This window comes from Azospirillum sp. (assembly GCF_050789165.1).
Genome location: NZ_JBOZRT010000069.1, coordinates 23,929 through 45,075 on the forward strand (window position 1 = coordinate 23,929; position 21,147 = coordinate 45,075).

A 21,147-nucleotide genomic window follows, 5' to 3' on the forward strand; every position below is an offset into this window, starting at 1 on the left:
TCAGCCCGGCTTGCGGCCGATGGCCGCCCACGACATCTCGTTGACCCATTCCAGCCGGACATTCTCCAGCCCGGCGCGGCGCATCAGCGCCTCGACCTCCGCACGCGACCAGTAATGCGCGATCTGCGGCAGCATCTGGTCGAAGACGATGGACCGCAGGTGCGCGAAGTCGAAGCCGCGGATCAGCCGCATGTACTCGGTCCGCCCCGCGCCCAGACGCAGCGCCAGCCACAGCAGCATGGTCGGCGGCAGCGACAGCGCGTGCGTCAGGCCGATGGGCAGGCGGCTGAACAGGGCCCGGCGCAGCGGGGTAAGGCCGTAGGCGATCCAGCGGTTGTTCTCCAGCCCATACACCCAGATCATCACCGAGCCGCCCGGCTTGACCGCGCGCGTCATGTTGGCGAGCGCCCGGTCCGGGTCCTCCAGGTGGTGGATGACGCCGATGGAGAAGGCGACGTCGAAGCGGTCGCGCTCGTCCAGGTCGTAGGCGCTCTGCCGGCGCACCTCGATGCCGGCGTGCGGCGCCAGCGTGCGGCGCGCGGAGGCGAGGCTGCGCTCGTCCAGGTCGATGGCGAGCCCGCCGGTGGCGCCGTAGGTCATCGGCCAGTGGCTGTTGCGCCCCATGCCGCAGCCGACGTCGACGAAGGTCCTGCCCGCCCAGTCGTCCGGCCCGAAGAACGGCGTCCAACGGCGGAACTGCTCCTCGTAGATCGGCTTGAGTTCGCTGTAGTGGCCCCATTCGTACCCGAAGCGGTCGGAAGAACCGGTCGGCGTCGTCGTGGCTACGGTGGGCACATCGTTCATGGCGGCTCGGGAGGACACGGGCGGAGATGGGACACGGTTAGCGCATTTGCCCGCGCCGCCGCAAGGCCGGCCGCCTGGGCGACCGTCGGTCGGCACCGTTGCGCCGCGGCGGTCCGGCCGCTACGGTCGGGGCATGTTCCAACCGACCGGCTCTGTCCGGCCCCTCATCCTCCGGTGACGCCGCCATGGCGACCCTCGACGAAGCCCTGCGCATCGGCGTCCAGCATCACCAGGGCGGCCGCCTGGACGCGGCGGCGGCCATCTACCGGCGCGTCCTCGCCGTGGTGCCCGACGACGGCAACGCGCTGCACCTGCTGGGGCTGGCGACCCTGCCCGGCGATCTCCGGCGCGGGCGGCGCCTGCTGGTGCGGGCGGTGCGGGCGGCGCCGGTGCTGGCGCCGGCGCAGTCGAATCTGGCGCGGCAGTTCATGCTGGCCGGCTGCTTCGCCGACGCCGACGCCGCCTGCCGGCGGGCCATCGCCGCCGCGCCGGATCTGGGCGACGCCTACGGAAACTTCGCCGCGGCGCAACTCGGGCTGGACCGGGCGGACGAGGCCTGCGCGGCGCACCGGCGGCAGCTCCGCATCAATCCGGCGGACACCGGCGGCTGGATCGGCCTCGGCAACGCCGAGCGCCGGGCGGGGCGCGACGCTGCGGCCATCGCGGCGTGGCGGCAGGCGCTGCGCCGCGATCCCGGGGTGGCCGCGCCGTACGGCAACCTGGGCATCGCACTCAAGGACATCGGGCAGGGCGACGCCGGCATCGCCTGCCACCGGCGGGCGCTGGCCCTGCATCCGGAGAATCCCGACTTCCACCTCAACCACGGCGTCGCCTTGCGCGACTTGGCCCGGCTCGAGGACGCGGAGGCCGCCTTCAACCGTGCGCTGCGCCTTCGCCCCGGCCATGCGGGGACGCTCGTCAACCGGGCGCACGGGCGGCTGGTCGGCGGCGACTTCGCGCGCGGCCTGCCGGACTATGAGGCGCGCTGGCGATTCGTCGGCGCCGCGCCGCGCCGGGTCGCCGGGGAGCCCTGGGACGGCACGCCGCTCGACGGGCGGACGATCCTCGTGCACTGCGAGCAGGGGCTGGGCGACACCCTGCTGTTCTGCCGGTACGTGCCGCTGATCGCCAAGCTCGGCGGGCGGGTGGTGCTGGAGGTGCAGGCCCCCCTCGAACGGCTGATGCGGAGCCTCGACGGGGTCGAGCGCCTCGTCGTCAAGGACCGCGATCCGCTGCCCGCCTGCGACCGGCACGCGCCCATCGCCAGCCTGCCCTGGCTGTTCCGATCCACGCTGGAGACGCTGCCGGCGGAGGTGCCGTACCTGCGTCCGCAGCCGGACGACGTGGCGCGCTGGCGGGCGCGGATCGGCGCCGGGCAGGGCGTGTGCGTCGGGTTGGTGTGGGCCGGGAACCCGGCGTTCGCCGCCGATCGCTTCCGCTCTCCCCGGCTGGAGGCCGTGCTGCCGCTGCTGCAGGTGCCGGGCGTGCGGTTCTTCGGCCTGCAGGCCGGCGACGGCCTGCGCGACCTGGAGGGCCGCGCGATGCCGGCGTCCTTCACCAGCCTCGCCGGCGAGGTCGGCGACTTCCTGGAAACCGCGGCGGCGACCGCGGCCATGGACGTGGTGGTGACCTGCTGCACCGCGCAGGCGCATCTGTCCGGGGCCTTGGGAACGCCGGTGTGGGGCATGTTCAACCTGGCGCCCGACTGGCGCTGGCTGCTCGAACGCGAGGACTGCCCCTGGTATCCGTCGATGCGGATGTTCCGGCAGACCCGCTGGGGCGACTGGACGCCGGTCATGCGGCGCATCGCCATGGAGCTGCGGCGCCTCGCCGCAGGCGACCGCTCCGGATTGGCTCCGTTTCTGTCCCGCCGACCCGCCATTTGACCCGGGGCGCCTGAATCAAACGGCTTGCTTTGCTGCCGGCCTTTGGCAATAGATGGCCCAACAAACCCCGGACGGGCCTTTTCCCGCGCCTGTGCGGGGGTACGGTCGCATGGAATAAGGATCGGGAACTTGTCCAAGGTTGCTTTGATCTCTGGCGTCACCGGACAGGACGGCGCTTATCTGGCTGAGCTGCTCCTTGCAAAGGGGTACGTGGTGCACGGCCTGAAGCGGCGGTCCTCGTCGTTCAACACGGGTCGCGTCGAGCACCTGTACCGCGATCCGCATGAGGAAGGCGTGCGCTTCTTCATGCACTACGGCGACCTGACGGATTCGACGAACCTGATCCGCCTCGTGCAGCAGATCCAGCCGACGGAGATCTACAACCTCGCCGCCCAGAGCCACGTGCAGGTGAGCTTCGAGACGCCGGAGTACACCGCCAACGCCGACGGCATCGGCACGCTGCGCTTCCTGGAGGCGATCCGCATCCTGGGCATGGAGAAGACGACCCGCTTCTACCAGGCCTCGACCTCCGAGCTGTACGGCAAGGTGCAGGAGACGCCGCAGAAGGAGACCACCCCCTTCTACCCGCGCAGTCCCTACGCCGCAGCCAAGCTGTACGCCTACTGGATCACGGTGAATTACCGCGAGGCGTACGGCATGCACGCCTCCAACGGCATCCTGTTCAACCACGAGAGCCCGATCCGTGGCGAAACCTTCGTCACGCGCAAGATCACCCGCGCCGTTGCCGCCATCGCCGCCGGCAAGCAGGACTGCCTGTATCTGGGCAACCTGGACGCCAAGCGCGACTGGGGCCATGCCCGCGACTACGTCGAGGGCATGTGGCGGATCCTCCAGCAGGACCAGCCGGACGACTACGTGCTGGCGACCGGCGAGACCCATTCGGTGCGCGAATTCGTCGAGCTGTCCTTCGCCCACATCGGCTGCACCATCGAGTGGCAGGGCCAGGGCGTCGATGAGATCGGCCGCGACGCGCGCACCGGCAAGGTGCTGGTCCGCATCGACCCGGTCTACTTCCGCCCGACCGAAGTGGACCTGCTCCTCGGCGACCCGTCGAAGGCGCACGCCAAGCTCGGCTGGCGCCACAAGACCGCGTTCCGCGACCTCGTGCGCGAGATGATGGACGCCGACATGGCGCAGTTCGCCGATAGCCACCGATGAAGGCGGCGGAGAAGACCGCGCTCATCTTCGGCATCTCGGGCCAGGACGGGTCCTGGCTCGCGCAGCTGTTGCTGGAGCGTGGCTATGCGGTGCATGGCACGTCGCGCGACCGCGAGGCGTCGAGCTTCTCCAATCTCAAGCGGCTCAGGCTGTTCGACCGGGTGCGGCTGCATTCCGCCGTGCCGGCCGATTTCCGCAGCGTCGCCCAGGTTCTGAAGGAGGTCCGGCCGTCCGAGGTCTACAACCTCTCGGCCCAGTCCTCCGTCGGCCTGTCGTTCGACCAGCCGGTCGAGACGCTGGACAGCATCATCCACGGCACCGTGCACATCCTGGAAGCCATCCGCTTCCTCGACCTCGACACCCGGTTCTACAACGCCTCGTCCAGCGAGTGCTTCGGCAACACCGCCAACGGCCCGGCCGACGAGCAGCACCCGTTCCACCCGCGCAGCCCCTATGGCGTGGCCAAGGCGGCGGCGTATTGGGCGGTGGCCAACTACCGGGAATCGTACAATCTCTTCGCCTGCTCCGGCATTCTGTTCAATCACGAATCGCCGCTGCGGCCGGCGCGCTATGTGACGCAGAAGATCGTCCGCGGCGCCGCCGACATCGCCGAACGCCGCACCGACGTGCTGCACCTGGGCCACCTGGGCGTGGCGCGCGACTGGGGTTGGGCGCCGGAGTACGCGGACGCCATGTGGCGCATGCTGAACCACGACCGTCCGGAGGACTTCGTCATCGCCACCGGCGACGTCCACACGCTCGAGGACTTCGTGGCGCGCGTCTTCGCGTGGTTCGGCCTGGACTGGCGCCGCCACGTGGAAACCGATCCCAACCTTCTGCGTCCGTCCGACATCACCTACAGCGTCGGTAACCCGGACAAGGCCAAGCGCCTGCTTGGCTGGCAGGCTGAGACGCGGATTCCCGGCCTGGTGTCCAAGCTGCTGGAATCCGAGATGGAGCGACGGCGGGGCGACGCCGGCGCCTGAGGCCGGCGAGGGAACCGGGCACACAGCGGGCATTGGCGAAGCAAGATGCTGTCTTTGGCTTTCGAGCATTTCCGGGGCGGCCGGATGGACGAGGCGGAGCAAAGCTGCCACGCTCATCTCGGCACCGCGCCGCGTGACGCCGTGGCGCTGCACATGCTGGCCGCCATCGCGACGTTGCGGGGCCGCGCTGTACGAGGCGACGCTCGCCGTGAATCCCGGTCTGGAGGGAGCCCTGTCCAACTACGGGCGCCTGCTGGCCCGCACCGGCCGATGGACCCGCGCGGTTCCGGTGCTGCGCGGCGCGCTGGCGATGGATCCCCAGTCCGGCCAACTGTTCCATTCCCTCGGCCTTGCGCTGGAGGAGACCGGAGCGCGCGAGGCGGCGGCCGCCTGCTTTGCCCGCGCCGCCGCCCTGGTGCCCGAGAACACCGACGCTCATTTGAAGGCGGCGCACAACCACTTCCATCTGGGGAGTTCGGCGGCGGCCGTGCGGCATTTCCGTGCGGTGGTGCGTCTCCGGCCCGACATGGATTTCGTGCAGCTCAACCTCGGCCTCAGCCTGCTGAACATGGGCCGTGCGACCGAAGCCGCTTCTGCGATCCTTCGCTACGACCGGATGGTGCCCGGCGATCACCGGGCGGCGTCGTCGCTCGGCCGGTGCTACGAGGCGCTCGGGGATTTCCGGGCGGCGGAGGCGTGGTACCGGAGGTCCACCGAACTGTGCCCGAGCTCCGGCGAGAACTTCACCCGGCACGCCTGCCTGCTGTTGCGCACGGCGTTCGACTGGCCGCGCTTGCCGCGCCGACACGCCGCCGACCCGAAGGTTCGGGCGTCGGTGATCGGGCTGAAGGGCCGGTTCGGGAACTCCATCCTGCAGTACGCCTTCCTGCGGGCCTACGCCGCGGAGTTCAACCTCGGCTACGAGGTGCCGGAGTGGGTCGGGCGCTACCTGTTCGATGGCAACGACCCGTGGCCATCGGCCCCCATGCCCATGCTGCGGGAGGAAGACGCGCGTCTCGAGGACTCCCTGGCCCGGCGGGAGCCTCGTCTCTATGTGAACTTCGATTTCGACGGGCATTTCTGCTACAACACGGCCTCCATGGCGCGGCACAAGGGACTGATCGGCCAGGCACTCGCCCCGCACCCGCTGATCCGCCCGCTGCTGGATCGGGCTGTCGGCCGGCTGCGCGGAATGGGGGCGACCCTGGTGGCGATGCACCTGCGGCGCGGCGACTTCGGCCAGGAACCATTCTGGATCGCGCCCGAGGCTTGGTATCAGGATTGGCTGGCGGCGCACTGGGCCGAACTCGAGCGTCCCGTCCTCTACATCGCCAGCGACGATCCGCAGATCCTCGAGGCGTTCCGGGCCTACTCCCCGGTCACGGTGCGCGACCTCGGGGAGACGATCCCGGGCGCGGATTTCTTCCTCGATTACCACGTGCTGTCGCAGGGCGACGTGGTTCTGATCTCCAACAGCACCTTCTCCTTCACCGCGACCATGATGGGCGCGGCGCAGCGCGACGTGCCCGGCCGCCGCTTCCTCCGACCCGACCGGGAGCGCCGGTGCATGGTTCCCTTCGATCCCTGGGACACCGACCCGCCGCAAGTCTTCCGTCCGCCCGGCCGCTGAACGGCGTGCCGGGCGGTGCCTTGACCCCCGGAACCAATGCCGCTAGCGTCCGCCCCGAAGGTTTCCGGTTTCCTGTCCCCACACGTCCCATGGCCACGGTCGCGATGCTTTGCTCTGGCGGCGTTCCCGCATGAAGACCTCGCGCAAGGCGCACGGCGCCACGCCGGACGCGGCGCAACGCGCGGTGAGAGCGCAGGTCGCCGGCGACCGTCCGACAGCCGTCGCGGCGTGGCGGGATGTGCTGGCGCGCCGCTCGAAGGATGCGACGGCCCATGACGCGCTGGCCCGCCTGCTCGTCGCCGACGACCTTGCCGAGGCCGCCGTCCACGCGCTGGCGGCGTGGCAGGCCGCGCCCGGCAATGGCGAGTACGCGGCGAACGCCTGGCAGCTCTTCACCCATATGGGCGAGGCGGGCGAGGTGGAGCGCTTCCGCCGTCGGGTCGCCGAGCGCAACGACTGCGTCGGCCTGATCGGGCTCGGCAACGCGCTTCGCCGGTCCGGCGAGGCGGTGCGGGCCGAGCGCACCTACCGCGAGGCGCTGGCGCGCTTTCCGGAGGTATCGTTCACGCTCAGCCGGCTTGCCTGCCTGTGCGCGGAGCAGCACCGGCTGGACGAGGCGGACGCCCTGTTCCAGGCCGCTGCGGGGCGCCATGGCGGGCGGGACGTGGTGACGCGCACCGCGCCTTCCTTCCTCGCCGCGCTGCAGGCCGGCCCGGCGGCGCCGGGGCAGACGATCCGGCTGGCCGAGGGGCCGCGCTTCGCCAGCCGGCCCATCCTGGTCTACGTGTCCTGCGACGCCGGCTACTTCCGGCTGTTCGGCCCATCGATGATCCGGTCGGTGGCCACGGATTCCGGGCTGGACGCCGGCATCTGCCTGCACGTCGTCAATCCCGACGGCGAAACCGAAGCCATGATGCGCGCCACGGCAGCCGCGCACGATATCGGGCGTTTCGCTCTGATCAGCGAGCAGGTCGACCTCGCCCCGCTCGGCGCCCAGGCGAAGACCTATTACGCCTGCAGCCGCTTCCTGCTGCTGCCCGACCTGCTGGTCCGCTACCGCCGGCCGATGCTGATGCTCGACATCGACCTGATGGCGATCCGCGATCTCGCGCCGCTGCTCGCCACGTCGGCCGGCGCCGATTTCGGCATGATGACCAACGCACTCAAGCGGCTGGACATCTGGAGCCTGCTCTACGCCGACGTGGTGCACATCAGCCCGACCCAGCGGGCGGTCGACTTCCTTGACCTCGTACGGCGCTACATCGGCCATTTCCTCAAGCCGGGCACGGCGCACTGGTTCCTCGATCAGGCGGCGCTCGCCGGCGCGTTCCTGGCCGGGCACGGCACAGAGGCGGCGCCACGGTTCGTCTGGTACCCGACGGACATCCACAGCTCGACGGTGATGGTCGATGCGGATGGCCGCTACTGGACCGACGACAGCGCCTACTTCTATTCGGTGCGCGCGACCGGCGGCGGGCAGAAGTCGCTCGACCGCCTAAAGCGGCGCGCCGGTACCATCGCCGAGCTGCGCGCGCTGCAGCCGGCACTGTTCGCCGGCGGCTGAGCCCCGCCCCGCGCGGGGCTCAGAGCGCACCGGCTTCGACCAGCAGGTCGATCAGGCGGCGGGTCGCCTGTTCCCAGGTGAAATGGCGCAGCAGGTGTTCGCGCGCCGAGCGGCGGGTCTCGACCGGCGTGCGGATGATCTGCCGCACCAGTTCGACCGCCAGGTCCTCGTCGGGCTGCCACCATTCGTACCCGGCGTAGGGACCGTGAGCCGGCACCACCGGCGACGGGATGAGGTGGGCGTTGCCGTCGTCCAGATAGGCCGTGTAGGCGCTGTGGCGCGGCGCGAGGAGGGTCAGCCCCATGGCGCCCGCCTGGGTCATCGGCAGGTCCCAGCCCTCACCGTGCGACATGCTCCAGTAATGCGTGGCCGTGGCGAAGAGGGACATCATTCCCTCGTCCGACATGGTGGCATCGACCAGGAGGATGGGGGCGGCCTGATCCGGCGAGACGCCCAGCGCGCGCGCGACGCCGCTGAACAGCTCGACGAACGCGCCGGACGTGGCGTTGCCCTTGCCGACCTTCAGGATCAGCACGGCGTCGTCGTCGCGCCGCGTCGCCCGCAGCCAGACCCTCAGCAGCCCGACCAGGTTCTTGCGCGGGTTGAAGTCCGAGACGTTCAGGAATCGGACCGTATAGCCGGTGCTCGGCCGGCCGTGCCGATCCACGAGGTGCGTGGGGGCGACCTTCGCCGGGTCGATGGGATCGACGCCTTCCGGGCAGATGGCGACGCGGTCGGCGGGGCAGCCGGCGAGGCGCCACGCGTCGGCCGAGGACTGCGTGGCGACGATGACGCGGTCGTGCCGGCGGCTGTGCTCCGCCCACTGCCGGCTGACGCGGGTCGTCTCGATGACCGAATAGTTGACGGTCTTGAGGCCGGGCAGCCGCTCCACCACCGGGGGCGTGGTGAACTGCAGGACACCCCTGGCGCGGACCGGCCGGTCGAGCGTGAACAGCACCGGGTCGAGCTGCGAGTCCGGCAGGCGATCCACCGGCTGGTACAGCAGGTCCATGAGCTGGACCGGCACCCCGGCGGCCACGAGGTGCTTGACGAACTGGCGCGTCTTGTAGGCGTAGCCGCTGCTGTCGCGGTAGACGCCGCGCACCACCAGCCCTTCCGGCAGCGAGCGGTCGCCGGCCGCCGCCAGGATGCCGCGATAGGTGGCGCAACGCTCCAGCGCCAGCGGCGTGCGCTCGTCGGCGGTGCCGTCGGCCTGCATGCGGCGGAACAGGGTCTCGGCCTCGTCGAGGGCGCCGCGTCCGACCAGCAGGTTCGCCAGCCGCGCCCGGGCGAGGGTGTAGGCGGGATCCGCCACCAGCATCTGGCGGAGATGGAACTCCGCCGCGTCCACCTGTCCGACGTCGAAATGCAGCAGGCCCAGGTTAATGTGCGGCACGCCCAGTTGCGGATTGGACCGCAGCGCGCGGCGCATCAGCGCGGCGGCGCGGTCGTGCTCGCCCCGGCGCCGCATCAGGACGCCGTACAGGTGCAGACCGTCGGCGTGGTCGGGGATATGGACCAGCAGCAGGCGGAACAGGGTTTCGGCGGAATCCAGGCGGCCGTCCTGGAGAAGCGCGATCGCCCGCGTCAAAAGGTCATTGGTGGTGATCATGGGGCGCGGATCGCTTCCCTTTCCTTGGCGCGGCTCAGGCGGCCGCAATGAGTCGGAACGCCGCCGCGTCGGAGAAATGCCGTGCCGTCGCCAGCAGCCCGCCCGGCCCGCCGTCGGCCGCCGGCACGTGGGCGAGCGCCAGCGAGTCGCCGGTGGCGATGTGGAAGGGCTCCGCCATGCCGGGCAGACGGTAGAACAGGTTGGGGCCGGCGTCCGCGGGCCGGACCGCCAGCGACCCGCCTTCGTCCAGCCCGATCCAGCGGTCTTCCGCGTTCTTCATGCCGATCACCGCGTGCGGTTCCTGCGCCCAGGACAGCACCGACAGCACCGCCGCCGCGGCCGGGTCGGCGGTGGAGACGGAGACCAGCCGGCGCCCGTCGGTTGCGTGCGCCAGGAACCGGTCCGGGCCCACCGCGACGCGGCAACGCGTCGCCAGCGCGGCGAACAGGCCGGGGAAGCGCGTCGCCGACCGCCGCATGTCGAGCTGCACCAACCGGTCCTGCTCGGCAACGACGCGGTCGGTTTCGGCGTGGTCCGGCAGTTCGCTGTCGTAGACCGGATCCGGATAGAGGACCGTCCTGTCGAAACCCAGGTGCTCGTAGGTGCTGCGGCTGAAATGGACGCCGCGGTCGCCGATGTACTTCGCGTGACAGACCTTGGTGCTCAGCCGCGCGTAGCCGAGCTTGATGCTGGCGCTCTCCTTGGCGGAGTCCTGGGCGGTGCCCCGGCCCTGGCCGTAGAGGCGGTGCAGCAGCTGCAGGATCTCGTCGTGCGGCCGGTTGCGGTAGGGCTGGCGCGCCATCAGCTGGTAGTAGGGCGCCATCAGCTCGCGCTCCTTCACCCAGTAGTCGCGCAGCATGGCCGCGCCCCAGATGTGGTTCATGGGGATCATGGCGCGCGCGTCGGCGCGCTGCGCCTCCAGCGGGGCGGTGTGGTCGCCGAAGGCCGAGACGTAGGAGATCCGGCCGTGCGCGCGGGAGCGGTCGATCAGCCGATCGACCATCGACAGGTAGTGCGGACCGAGGACGGTGTCGTCCTCCAGCATGTAGGCCGCCAGGGCGCCGCGCGCGCCGAAGATGAACTCTTCCGCCCGGTGCCATTGCAGAGCGATGCCGCGGTTGATGTCGTCGAAATGGACGTGGCCGTCCGGGAACGCCTCGCGGAACATCGCCACCGAACGGGCCGTCGCCTCGCGCGTCGTCCGCAGCTCGCCGGTCCACGGGCACGCCGCGCCGTCCTGGAACAGATGGATCTCGCGCCCGGCCATCGTCCCGCCCGCCTGCTCCTTCAGCGATTGCAGGAGCGCGTCGAAGTAATCGAGGCGGTCGAAGGCGAAGATGATGATGGGGTAGGTCATTGGACGGGCTGTCTCGGAACCGGGCCGTGGCCGCTGAACGCGCGGCACCATACAGGAACACGCCGAGCGGCGGAAAGAGAGAGTTGGCCGGCCGCGCCCCCCCGGCGGCGGCTTCGGAAATTCCCCACCCGCATCGCTCTTGCTGATAGTCTCCGCCCGCATCGCCGGGGACCCATCGGGGTCGGCACGCCGGCCGACCACGGATCGTGCATGGGACGTTTCCTCAAGCTTTTCATCAGCCTCGCCATCGCCGCGGTTCTGTTCGCTACGGTCGACGTGGGCATGGCGCTGCAGGCGCTGCTGTCGGCCGACCCGGCCTTCGCGGCGCTCGCCTCGGCGCTGTTCTTCCTGATCCACGTGGCCAACGCGGCCAAGCTGCGCGTGCTGGTGCCGGAGCGGCCGCTGGGGGTGCTGCTCGCCTTTACGCTGATCGCGCAGGCCTACGCGCTGCTCCTGCCCGGGCAGCTGGCCTCCGAGGCGGTCAAGGCGCTGCGCCTCGGCCGTTCGACCACCGACTTCAACCGCGCCGCCACGTCGGTCGCGTTCGACAAAGTGACCAGCATCGCCGGCGTGCTGATCGTGACGCTGGTGGGCATGGCCACGGATGGCGCGCGGTTTGGCCCGGGGCTGGCCTGGGCGGCCGGGCTCGGGCTGGCCGCGCTCGCCGGGGGGGCGGCGGTGCTGTCGCTGGACCTCACGCATCGGGTCCTGATGCGGCTGCTGGAGGCGGGCCGGCACCGGGCGTTCGCCGCCGTCGCCGAGCACGCGGGCCGCTTCCTCCTGACGTGGCGCCTGTACGCCGAGCAGCCGCGGCTGGTGGCGGCGTCGCTGACGTACGGGGTGCTGGCGCAGTTCCTGTCGGTCGCCGGCACGCAGGTCATGGGGCTGGGCATGGGCATCGACCTGCCGTTCTCCGCCTGGTGCGTGGTGGTCGGCGCGCTGACGGTGATCCTGCTCGCCCCGGTGACCATCGGCGGCTTCGGCCTGCGCGAGGCGTCGATCGTCGGGCTGCTGGGCGGCCTGGGCGTTCCGGACAAGGCGGCGCTGGCGCTCGCCTTCGCGATCCTGGCCTTCCAGCTGGTGATCACGGCGCTCGGGCTCGTGGTCGATCTCGCCATGGTGCGGCGGGACGGCCGCCGGGGGTGAGCGCACAACCAGGGCGAGCGGCGCCCATTTTGGCATTGCGCCACCCCGGTGCGAAGGGCATATGGTGCGCCCGGGAATCCCTCCCCAATCACGCCGGATGCCGCACCGCCAACGCGTCCGAGCCGTTCAGAGCCGAGTGTCTAGAATGGATGTCCTCACCCGCGTCGCTCCGGCCCATGACCTTGCCGAGGAAACGCCCGCCGTGTACGTCTCCGTGCTGGTCCCCGTGTACAACGAGATCGACAACATCGAACCGTTGTGCGGCGCGCTCATCCCGGCCCTGGAGCGGCTGCACAAGCCCTTCGAGATCATCTTCATCAACGACGGCTCGACCGACGGCACCGAAGGCAAGCTCGCCGCCATGGCGCGGGCGGAGCCGCGGGTCCGCGTCATCAACTTCCGTCGCAACGTCGGCCAGACGGCGGCGCTGATGGCCGGGATCGACCACTCCGTGGGGGCGGTCATCGTTCCCATGGACGGCGACCTGCAGAACGATCCGGAGGACGTCGCCCTGCTGCTCGCCAAGCTGGAGCAGGGCTACGACGTGGTTTCCGGCTGGCGGCGCGACCGGCAGGACAATTTCGTCGAGCGGACGCTGCCGAGCCGGATCGCCAACAAGCTGATCTCGAAGATCTCCGGCGTTCACCTCAACGACTATGGCTGCTCGCTGAAGGCCTACCGGCGCGAGATGCTGCAGGGCTTCCGCCTGTACGGCGAGATGCACCGCTTCGTCCCGATCTACGCGCACTGGCAGGGCGCGCGCGTGACCGAAGTGCCGATCCGCCACCATCCGCGCCGCTTCGGCCGGTCCAAGTACGGTCTGGAGCGGGTCGGCAAGGTCCTGCTCGACCTGCTGGTCGTGAAGTACCTGACGCATTACGAGACGAAGCCGATCTACGTCTTCGGCCTGTTCGGGCTGTTCTTCATGGCCACGGCGTTCCTGTCCGGGATCTACGCCGTGTACCTGAAGCTGGCGGAAGGGGTCGCGTTCATCCAGACGCCGCTGCCGCTGCTGGTGACGCTCGGCTTCATCACCGGCATCATGTGCATCCTGATGGGGCTGCTGGCGGAGCTGCTGGTGCGCGTGTATTTCGAATCCCAGGGCAAGAGCCATTACACCATCAAGTCGATGGTCAACTTCCCGTCCCCGGACTGAGCCCCACCGCTTGGCGCCGGCCGCTCAGCGCGCGGTGCGCGCCGCCTCGGCCAGCGCCTCGCGGACGCGCGCGACCACCGGGCCCCAGTCGCCCCTCCGCTCCTGGCGGAACAGCCGCATGGTCGGGTACCAGGGCGTGGTGTCGCCCTCGAGCAGCCAGCGCCAGTCGCAGTTGAACGGCAGGATCGTCCAAGTCGGACGCGCCAGCGCGCCGGCCAGGTGCGGCGGCGCCGTGCACGAGCTGATGACCAGGTCGAGGTTCATCATGATCGCCGCCGTGTCGGCGAAGTTGCCGATGCCGTCGCCGAGGTCGACGAAGTTCGCCGGCAGGCGGTCACGGTAGGTCTCCAGGTCCTGCCGGCCGGCCCCCTTCTGCAACGCAAAGAACTCCACCCCCGGCACGTCGAGCAGCGGCAGCACCGCGCCGAGCCGCGGCGAACGGTTGCGGTCGTCCTTGAACTCCGGGTTGCCCGCCCAGACCAGACCGACGCGCAGCCCTTTGCGCGGCCCCATGCGGTCGGCCCACTGCGCGGTCAGCTCCGGCTCGGCCTTGAGGTAGGGCACGTCGGCCGGGATGCTGTCCAGGGTCGTGCCTAGCTGGTGCGGCAGGCTCAGCAGCGAGACGTGCGCGTCGTGCGCGGGCAGCGGCGTGAAGCGGCCGATGACGCCGTCGATGCCGGGCATCGCCGACAGCAGGCGGACGAGTTGGGTGTTGCACTCGACGATCACGCGCGCGCCGCGGGCGCGGACCATCTGGGCGTAGCGCGCGAACTGGATGGCGTCGCCGACGCCCTGCTCGTCGTGGATCAGGATGGTCATGCCCTCGAAGCGGCGGCCGTCCCACACCGGCGTGGTGAAGCTGCGCTTTGGGGAGGGAAAGTCGGTCATGAGCGTGCGCCACTCGTAGGCGCGGAAGCCCTCCTCCAGCTCACCCTTGAGGAGCAGGCCGAAGCTCACCGACGTGTGCGCCTCGGCCAGCTGGGGATTGAAGCGCAAGGCCGTCCGGGCGGACGCGATCGACTCGTCGATGCGGTTCTCGCCGCGATACGCCAGGCTCATGTTCAGATGGGCGTCGGCGAAGTCGGGCTTCGCGGCGATGGCGTGCCGGAGGCAGGCGACCGCCTCCGGGTCGCCGTCGTCCTCCTGCAGCAGCATCGAGCCGAGATTGTTCAGCAGCCCTTCGTCGCTCGGGTTCACCAGCAGCCCGACCCGGTAGGCGTCGGCGGCCTGGGCCGTGCGGCCCAGCTTCTTCAGCGCCACGCCCAGATTGACATAGATGCCGGCGGACGCCGCCGGATCGGTGCGCTGGAAGGCCAGCAGCATGTCCGCCGCCTCCTGGTGGCGGCTGGACAGGATGAGGGCGCGGGCGAGCTGGAGGCGGTTGTCGATCCCCGCCGGGCGCAGCCGGATCAGGGTCTGCAGGGCGTCCGCCGCCTCGCCGTACATCTGCTTGTCCATCAGGACGTTCGCCAGATTGTTGTAGGCGTCCGCCAGATTGGCGTCGAGCTTGACCGCCTGCTGCCCGGCCGCGACCGCCTCGTCCAGCCGGCCCAGCCGGCGCAGCGCCATGCACAGGTTGGAGAACACGCCGGCGTTGCCCCCGCCGTTGCGGATGGCCTGCGCGAACAGCTCGACCGCCGGCGCCGGCTTGCCGACCTGCAGCGCGATGACGCCCAGCAGGTGCAGCGCGTCGGGCTGGTTCGGCAGCGCTTCCAGGATCTGCCGGTAGCAGGCCTCCGCCTCGCCCAGGCGCCCGGCGCCGTGATGGGCCTGTCCGGCGTTCAACAGGGCCTGCAACCGCTGCACGTCGACCGGCGTGGCGGTGGTGCGCGCGGTGGAAGCGGGGGTCTGGCTCATGATGGAGGCTCCGGTCGTGCGCGCGTCCGGGACGCGCTCCGAGTCTTGCTTGTTTGCGTCAGTTCCGGCGGCGCAGCCAAAGCTGGTAGAGACCGCCGAAGGTGAAAGGACGCTCGATCTCGAACAGATGCCAGAGATCAAGCCGTGTCATCGTAGGATCTTCCGGAAAGCGGCGGCGGTAGAGATGGGCCACCGCCGGGTCGTCGAACTGGAAGCCGAGGAACTCCAGCCCCAGCTCGTCGATCCACCCGGCGATCTGCGGCAGCGTCATCCGGTGTTCCTGGACGTGCAGCACGAGGTCGCGGAACGCGCTGGTGCTGTAGAAATCGACGGATTGCAGCAGCCCCCGCGCTGGATGCCCGTCAGGCAGGCCGGCGATGACGCCACGCAGACGCCGGATGCCGGAGGGCGAGGCCGTCACCCCGTGCTCCTCGGCCAGCGCCCGCGCCGCCAGCACGGCGCCGCGGGCAATCTCGCTGTATAGCCCGATCTTCATCAGCCCGTGCGGGCGCAGCAGGCCGGCGAGCCTGCGCCACGCGCCTAACGGATCGCCGGTGTGGTGCAGGACGCCGACGCTCTGGATCAGGTCGAAGCTCCGGCCCAGCTCGTGCAGACGCAGCAGGTCGGCCTGCGCGTACGTGATCCCGGCAATGCCCAGCCGGTCGGTCTGCCGACGCGCGTAGCTCAGGCTGGCGCGACTGAGGTCGACCGCCAGGATGCGCGCGCCCGCGAAATGGTTGGCCGCCCACACCGACTCACGGCCGGTGCCGCACCCGGCGATCAGGATCTCCGGAGCCGCCCAGTCCGCCGGATCCAGCGCCACGTGCGGCAGGATTGCGCCGATCACACGAGGCACCGGGCGCGCCTGCTCGATCAGTCCGGCATGGCGCCAGCGCGGATACTGGTTCTCCTCGTACTGCTGGCGGACGGCCGTGGAGACCGCGTCGTCGACGGCGGTCAGGCGGGGGATATCGCGCGCGATGGCCGCCTGGGCACGCGGTTCGGCGATCAGGGCCTCGACCAGACCGGCCATGGCGGGCGGCCAGCTCCGCTCCGCCGCCGCATCGGCACCCTCCCAGGCGGCGAGCGGCCGGTAGCAGGCGTAAACGGCGATGCGTCCGGCCGGCAGGGTCTGGCCGGCGGCGAGTGCGTCGTGCAGCGCGCGTCCCAGGCGCTCCGCCAGCTGTGCTTCGCCGGCCGTCTCCGCCCAGGCGTACTCGTTGAGGAAGCATTGCCGCGCCAGGGCCGCGGCGAAACCGTCCCACGGCGCCCGGTCGGCCAGCCCGGGTCCTTCGCCCGCGGCCTCGGCGAGCAGCGCGCGCCGCAGCACCGTCAACGCGCGTTCCAGCGCGGAGTCGGCCACCACCACCCATTCCAGCAGGGCGTGCAGCACCGGGTCGGCGGCCATCGGGTCGAGCAGCCCCTCCCGTATCAGGGCGGCCACCACCGCGTCCGGATCCTGCGTCGCGAGCGCCGCCGTGAGCCGGGCCATCGCCGGCAGGCGGTCGATCACCGCGATCGCGGCATCGAGGAGGTTGGACTTCTCGACGGCCGGATGCGCGAAGGCCGTCAGCAGGTCCGCGGCGAACAGCCCGTCGTCCGGCACCTGGCGGAGCCCGCGCAACGCTTCGCCGAACAGCGGCCAGCCGTGGCTGCCGGCGGATCCGTCGTGCAGGCAGGGGCGCAGGAAGGGCAGGGCGCCTGACCGCTCGCCGGCGCGGACGAGCAGCGACGCCGCCTGCAGGCGCACGGCCGGCGCGTCGGCCGCGGCGGCGGCCACCGCCTCACGGAACGCCGCCTCGGCCTTCGGCGTCCAACCCAGGGCCAGCAGCGCGCGGCCGAGCACGACCAGCGCGTCGACCGCCCGCGGATTCGCCTGCACGGCGGCGGCCACGACCTGTCCCGCCTCTTCGGCCTGTCCGGCGTCCAGGAGCGCCGCGGCGAGGTTCACCGCGACCTGCCCGTCCTGCGGCAGGGCAGCGGCGGCCCGGCGCAGGTGGCGCAGGGCCGGGGCCAGCCGCCCCGTGCGGTGCAGCAGGCGGCCCAGATTGTTCTCGATCTCCGGCAACGCCGGGGCTGTCGCCAGGGCCCGCCGGTAGGCGGTCTCGGCGGCCGCGGCGTCGTCCATATGGTGGAGCGCGGCCCCCAGGTTGCCGAGCAGACCGGCATGCGCCGGCCGGCGGACCAGCGCCGCTCGGCAGACGGCTGCCGACCGGGCCGTTTGGCCCAGGAGCCGCAGGGTGTCGGCCAGATTGACCGCGGCGTCGGGATGGTCCGGGTCGGTGGCAAGGACCTGCGCGAAGCAGTTTGCGGCGTCGGGCAGGCGCCCGGCGCGGCGGTGCAGCGTGGCGAGCAGATGCCGGGGCGGAGCCAGGACCGGCTTGAGTTCCAGCGCCCGCGCGGCGGCGGCGGCCGCGTCGTCGTCGCGCCCGAGGCGCGCCAGCACGGCGGCGCGGTTGGCGAACGCCTCGGCCATCGTCGGCTTGGCGGCCGTGGCGCGGGCCAGCAGGGCGTCCGCCTGCCCCAGGTCACCCTGGACCATGCGCACCAGGGCAAGCGCCGCCAGTCCTTCCGGGTAGGTTCCGTCGGCGCGCAGCGCGGCGAGCGCGAAGGTTTCCGCTTCGGCGATCCGCTGACGGCGCAGGGACGCCAGAGCCAGAACGCGCAGCGACGGAGCGTGCCCGCCGTCGATGGCAAGGGCGCCGGCCGCGGCTTCCGCGGCGTCGTCGGTCCGGTTCGCCGCGAGGCAGGCCAGGGCGAGCGCGGCCCAGGCGTCTGCCGTTGGCCGCAGGTCGCGGGCCCGGGCCGCGGCGGCCACGGCCTCCTCCGGCCGGCCCAGCTCGAGCAGGGCCTCGGCGTGGGCGGTCCACGCGGCGGGATCGGTGCAGTCTGGCGCGGGAGCGGCGTGCTGGGGGGCGCTCATGTCGGAACCTTGCCGGGCGACCGGCCCGTTTCAGTACGGCTGATAGGACTTCTCTTCGATCAGCTCTGAGCCGAGCAGGTCGTTGAGCTGACGCTTCAGCGCCGCCCGCCGGTCGTTGTTGTGGTAGACGCCGCGCGCCAGTTCCACGAACCGCGGGCCGAAATCCTTGGTGCGCTCGCAGTCGCGCACGCCGTCCTCGATGTCCCAGATCGCCTCGTTCACGCTCCGCAGATCGTCGATGAGGCGGCGAGCCCCGTCGGGGAGCGCGCCGTGCGCGGCAACCACGGCGTTGAGGGCGTCGCGCTCGCGCCGAACGTTCGCCAGCTTCGCTTCGTCGGAGATCCGTTGCTCCTTGATGTCCAGAATGGCGATCTTGTCGAGGAGTTCACCCCAGGATACGGGGACAAGGATGGGCATGTTCGCGATTCCTGCCAAATGGCCGCATGACGGGCGCAGGTAGATAGCACGGCCGTCCGGGTGATGCAGCAGTTATGGCCGAATCGCCGGGTCCCGGCCGTCGGGGCAGGTGGGAGCGCCCCGCCCGCCCCGCCAAGTGGCCAATACTGAACCTCGGCCATATGGTCTGGTGCCTTTCGCCGTGCCGCCCGGACAAAGGCGCCGCGAGGACAAAGGCGGCCGGCGTTCCAGGCTTTGGTGATGGTGGCACTTTCACAACACTCGACATCATCCGGCGGTCGGGCAGCGCCTTTTTGCGTTGCCTCGCAATACCACTTCGGATAGAGAGGAGGTTGGGCGGGGAGGGGTTCCCCGTTCGCCCACCCGTGCGCTATGCGCGTTAAGGCCTGGTTAGAAGGCGAAAGGGGATCTAACGAATGGCGTCAACTGCAGTTTCAGGTACCGCCACATACTCCGGCGTCAATGATACGCTGGTCGGCAGTGCAGGCACCGACAACATCACTCTTGCGACGACCGGGTACACGCTACTCGTCTCGTTGCTCGAGACCCTGACCGGCGCGGCCGGCACGGACAACGTCACCATCGACACGACCGGCAGCACCATGGTGGTGTCGCTGATCGAGACTCTGATCGGCGGCGCTGGCACCGATGCCATCACGCTCGGTGCGTCCGGCAGCTTTACGCTGTTCACTGACATTGAGACTCTGACCGGCTCCGCCGGTACCGATAGCGTCACCATCAGCTCGCTGGGCGCCACTACGGTCGTCTCGCTGATCGAGACTCTGACCGGCGGCGTCGGCACCGACTCCATCACGCTCGGTGCGGCGGGCGGCACCGCGGTCGTCTCTTTGGTGGAGACTCTGACCGGTAGCGCTGGCACCGACAGCATCACGCTCGGCTCGCTCGGCAACACGACGGTCGTGTCGCTGATCGAGACTCTGACCGGCGGCGTCGGCACCGACAGCATCACGCTTGGTGCGGCGGGCAGCTTCACGCTCTTCACCGGCATTGAGACTCTGACCGGCAGTGCCGGCAGCGACGTCGTTACCGTCAGCTCGCTGGGTGCCACCACAGTCGTCTCGCTGCTCGAGACGCTGACCGGCGGCGTGGGCACCGACAACATCACGATCGGCGCGGCAGGCGGCACCATGGCCGTCTCGCTGGTCGAGACGCTGACCGGCGGCGCGGGCACCGACAACATCGTCCTGGGAACCGGCACCAACACGCTGGTCGTCGCCGGCGCGATCGAGACGCTGACCGGCAACGCCGGCACCGACCTCGTCAGCCTCGGCTCGCTGGGCTCGACGATGGTGGTCTCGCTGCTCGAGTCGCTGGTTGGCGGTGTCGGCACCGACGCCATCACGCTCGCCACGGGCGGCAACACCATCTTCGTTTCGGCGCTCGAGACCCTGACCGGCAACGCCGGTTCGGACGCCGTCACCCTCGGTTCGCTCGGCAGCACCACGGTCGTTTCGCTGCTGGAGACCCTGACGGGCGGCGCCGGCACTGACGCCATCACGCTGAACAACAGCGGCGCGACCCTCCTGCTGAGCGGCGTCGAGACGCTGATCGGCGGCACCGGCTCCGAGTCGGTGGTGATCGCAGCCGGCGGCATCTCGACCTTCATCTCGGCGGTCGATAGCGTCACCGGCGGTTCGGGTCTGGACTCCGTCACCTTCGGCGGTTCGGGCAACACGGTCACCGTGTCGCTGCTCGAGACGCTGACCGGCGGCGCCGGCACCGACATCATCACGATGAGCGCTTCCGGCAACACCGTTGTCGCTCAGACGGTCGAGACGCTGCTCGGCGGCTCTGGCTCCGACGTCGTCACCATCGGCTCGCTCAGCGCCACTGCGGTGGTCTCGCTGATCGAGACGCTGACCGGCGGCGTGGGCACCGACAACATCACCATCAGCGCGTCTGGCGCGACCCTCCTGCTGAGCGGCGTCGAGACGCTGACCGGCGGTGCGGCCTCCGACATCGTCACGCTGGGCGCCGGCGGCAACTCCGTCGTGGCCAGCGCCGTCGAGGTCCTGGTCGGCGGGTCGGGCTCCGACGCGGTCACCCTGGCCGGTTCGGGCAACACCATCACCGTGCGCGATGTCGAGGTTCTGACCGGCAGCGCCGGCACGGATCTGGTGACGATCGGCAACACCGGCACCACCGTGACGATCCTGGCAATCGAGACGCTGACCGGCGGCACGGGCACCGACTCCATCGTCATCGGCTCGCTCGGCAGCACGAGCTTCGTCTCGCTGCTCGAGACCCTGACGGGCGGCGTCGGCACCGACTCCATCACGCTGTCCGGCAGCGGCAACACGATGGTCGTCGCGGCCGTCGAGACGCTGCTCGGCGGTTCGGGCCTCGACGTCGTCACCACCGGTTCGCTCGGCGCCACCTCGGTGGTCTCGCTGCTCGAGACGCTGGTCGGCAGCGCCGGCACGGATCTCATCACCCTCGGCGCCGCGGGCCAGACCGCCCTGGTGTTGGGTGTCGAGACGCTGGTCGGCGGTTCGGGCACCGACGTCGTCACCATCGGCACCGGTGGCAACACCACCTTCGTGCGCGGCCTGGAGATCCTGGTCGGCGGCGCGGGCACCGACATCGTCACGCTCGACAACACGGGCAAC

General features: G+C 70.7%; 15 protein-coding genes. 8 read left to right on the plus strand and 7 right to left on the minus strand.

The features are described 5' to 3' along the window. Window positions 1–804: a class I SAM-dependent methyltransferase gene (locus ACRWK7_RS16115; protein ID WP_431857284.1), complete on the minus strand. Its 804-nt coding sequence runs from the start codon at window positions 802–804 to the stop codon at window positions 1–3. 185 nt (window positions 805–989) lie between these two features. Here ACRWK7_RS16115 and ACRWK7_RS16120 point away from each other — a divergent pair, with 185 nt between their 5' ends. From ACRWK7_RS16120 to ACRWK7_RS16140, 5 genes are all read left to right on the plus strand, one after another. After that, window positions 990–2,690 (plus strand): tetratricopeptide repeat protein, encoded by a 1,701-nt coding sequence (locus ACRWK7_RS16120; protein WP_431857285.1) that lies wholly within the window; start codon window positions 990–992, stop codon window positions 2,688–2,690. Between the two features lie 120 nt (window positions 2,691–2,810). Next, a complete protein-coding gene (gene gmd / locus ACRWK7_RS16125) occupies window positions 2,811–3,869 on the plus strand; it encodes a GDP-mannose 4,6-dehydratase (protein WP_431857301.1) in 1,059 nt (352 codons plus the stop codon). Beyond that, window positions 3,866–4,855 (plus strand): GDP-mannose 4,6-dehydratase, encoded by a 990-nt coding sequence (locus tag ACRWK7_RS16130; RefSeq protein ID WP_431857287.1) that lies wholly within the window; start codon window positions 3,866–3,868, stop codon window positions 4,853–4,855. Before gmd ends, ACRWK7_RS16130 begins: the two co-directional genes overlap by 4 nt. A gap of 133 nt (window positions 4,856–4,988) precedes the next feature. After that, on the plus strand, window positions 4,989–6,485 hold the full coding sequence (locus tag ACRWK7_RS16135; protein WP_431857288.1) for a tetratricopeptide repeat protein: 1,497 nt from the start codon (window positions 4,989–4,991) through the stop codon (window positions 6,483–6,485). Window positions 6,486–6,615: 130 nt separating this feature from the next. Further along, window positions 6,616–8,049, plus strand: coding sequence for a tetratricopeptide repeat protein (locus tag ACRWK7_RS16140; RefSeq protein WP_431857289.1), 1,434 nt, complete (start codon window positions 6,616–6,618; stop codon window positions 8,047–8,049). 19 nt (window positions 8,050–8,068) lie between these two features. Here the strand turns inward: ACRWK7_RS16140 and ACRWK7_RS16145 are convergent, their stop codons facing one another. Together ACRWK7_RS16145 and ACRWK7_RS16150 are read right to left on the minus strand one after the other, a co-directional pair. Further along, the gene (locus ACRWK7_RS16145; RefSeq protein ID WP_431857290.1) at window positions 8,069–9,661 is read right to left on the minus strand and encodes a tetratricopeptide repeat protein; all 1,593 of its coding nucleotides are present in this window, start codon (window positions 9,659–9,661) and stop codon (window positions 8,069–8,071) included. Between the two features lie 34 nt (window positions 9,662–9,695). Continuing rightward, window positions 9,696–11,018, minus strand: a complete 1,323-nt coding sequence (locus ACRWK7_RS16150) for a hypothetical protein (RefSeq protein WP_431857291.1) — start codon at window positions 11,016–11,018, stop codon at window positions 9,696–9,698. A 210-nt stretch (window positions 11,019–11,228) separates the two neighbouring features. On the opposite strand from ACRWK7_RS16150, the gene ACRWK7_RS16155 reads away from it, so the two are divergent. Then, window positions 11,229–12,164, plus strand: a complete 936-nt coding sequence (locus ACRWK7_RS16155) for a lysylphosphatidylglycerol synthase domain-containing protein (protein WP_431857292.1) — start codon at window positions 11,229–11,231, stop codon at window positions 12,162–12,164. A 145-nt stretch (window positions 12,165–12,309) separates the two neighbouring features. Beyond that, window positions 12,310–13,320 carry a glycosyltransferase family 2 protein gene (locus ACRWK7_RS16160; RefSeq protein ID WP_431857293.1) on the plus strand — a complete coding sequence of 337 codons (1,011 nt, stop codon included), beginning with the start codon at window positions 12,310–12,312 and terminating at the stop codon, window positions 13,318–13,320. 24 nt (window positions 13,321–13,344) lie between these two features. Here the strand turns inward: ACRWK7_RS16160 and ACRWK7_RS16165 are convergent, their stop codons facing one another. The 4 genes from ACRWK7_RS16165 to ACRWK7_RS16180 all read right to left on the minus strand — a co-directional run bounded on the left by ACRWK7_RS16165 (window position 13,345) and on the right by ACRWK7_RS16180 (window position 19,409). Beyond that, on the minus strand, window positions 13,345–15,177 hold the full coding sequence (locus ACRWK7_RS16165; protein WP_431857294.1) for a tetratricopeptide repeat protein: 1,833 nt from the start codon (window positions 15,175–15,177) through the stop codon (window positions 13,345–13,347). A gap of 58 nt (window positions 15,178–15,235) precedes the next feature. Then, window positions 15,236–18,100, minus strand: a complete 2,865-nt coding sequence (locus tag ACRWK7_RS16170; protein ID WP_431857295.1) for a tetratricopeptide repeat protein — start codon at window positions 18,098–18,100, stop codon at window positions 15,236–15,238. A 30-nt stretch (window positions 18,101–18,130) separates the two neighbouring features. Continuing rightward, window positions 18,131–18,517, minus strand: a complete 387-nt coding sequence (locus ACRWK7_RS16175; protein WP_431857296.1) for a hypothetical protein — start codon at window positions 18,515–18,517, stop codon at window positions 18,131–18,133. Window positions 18,518–18,926: 409 nt separating this feature from the next. Further along, a complete protein-coding gene (locus ACRWK7_RS16180; protein ID WP_431857297.1) occupies window positions 18,927–19,409 on the minus strand; it encodes a hypothetical protein in 483 nt (160 codons plus the stop codon). Here ACRWK7_RS16180 and ACRWK7_RS16185 point away from each other — a divergent pair. Next, a partial coding sequence (locus ACRWK7_RS16185; RefSeq protein ID WP_431857298.1) for a beta strand repeat-containing protein occupies window positions 19,369–21,147 on the plus strand: 1,779 nt, incomplete at its 3' end. The genes ACRWK7_RS16180 and ACRWK7_RS16185 overlap by 41 nt on opposite strands.

Excerpts from the sequence above, each read along its gene's own strand:
- ACRWK7_RS16115 (WP_431857284.1), bottom strand. The coding sequence starts at position 804 with ATGAACGATGTGCCCACCGTAGCCACGACGACGCCGACCGGTTCTTCC.
- ACRWK7_RS16120 (WP_431857285.1), top strand. The coding sequence starts at position 990 with ATGGCGACCCTCGACGAAGCCCTGCGCATCGGCGTCCAGCATCACCAG.
- ACRWK7_RS16130 (WP_431857287.1), top strand. The coding sequence starts at position 3,866 with ATGAAGGCGGCGGAGAAGACCGCGCTCATCTTCGGCATCTCGGGCCAG.
- ACRWK7_RS16140 (WP_431857289.1), top strand. The coding sequence starts at position 6,616 with ATGAAGACCTCGCGCAAGGCGCACGGCGCCACGCCGGACGCGGCGCAA.
- ACRWK7_RS16145 (WP_431857290.1), bottom strand. The coding sequence starts at position 9,661 with ATGATCACCACCAATGACCTTTTGACGCGGGCGATCGCGCTTCTCCAG.
- ACRWK7_RS16150 (WP_431857291.1), bottom strand. The coding sequence starts at position 11,018 with ATGACCTACCCCATCATCATCTTCGCCTTCGACCGCCTCGATTACTTC.
- ACRWK7_RS16155 (WP_431857292.1), top strand. The coding sequence starts at position 11,229 with ATGGGACGTTTCCTCAAGCTTTTCATCAGCCTCGCCATCGCCGCGGTT.
- ACRWK7_RS16160 (WP_431857293.1), top strand. The coding sequence starts at position 12,310 with ATGGATGTCCTCACCCGCGTCGCTCCGGCCCATGACCTTGCCGAGGAA.
- ACRWK7_RS16165 (WP_431857294.1), bottom strand. The coding sequence starts at position 15,177 with ATGAGCCAGACCCCCGCTTCCACCGCGCGCACCACCGCCACGCCGGTC.
- ACRWK7_RS16170 (WP_431857295.1), bottom strand. The coding sequence starts at position 18,100 with ATGAGCGCCCCCCAGCACGCCGCTCCCGCGCCAGACTGCACCGATCCC.
- ACRWK7_RS16175 (WP_431857296.1), bottom strand. The coding sequence starts at position 18,517 with ATGCCCATCCTTGTCCCCGTATCCTGGGGTGAACTCCTCGACAAGATC.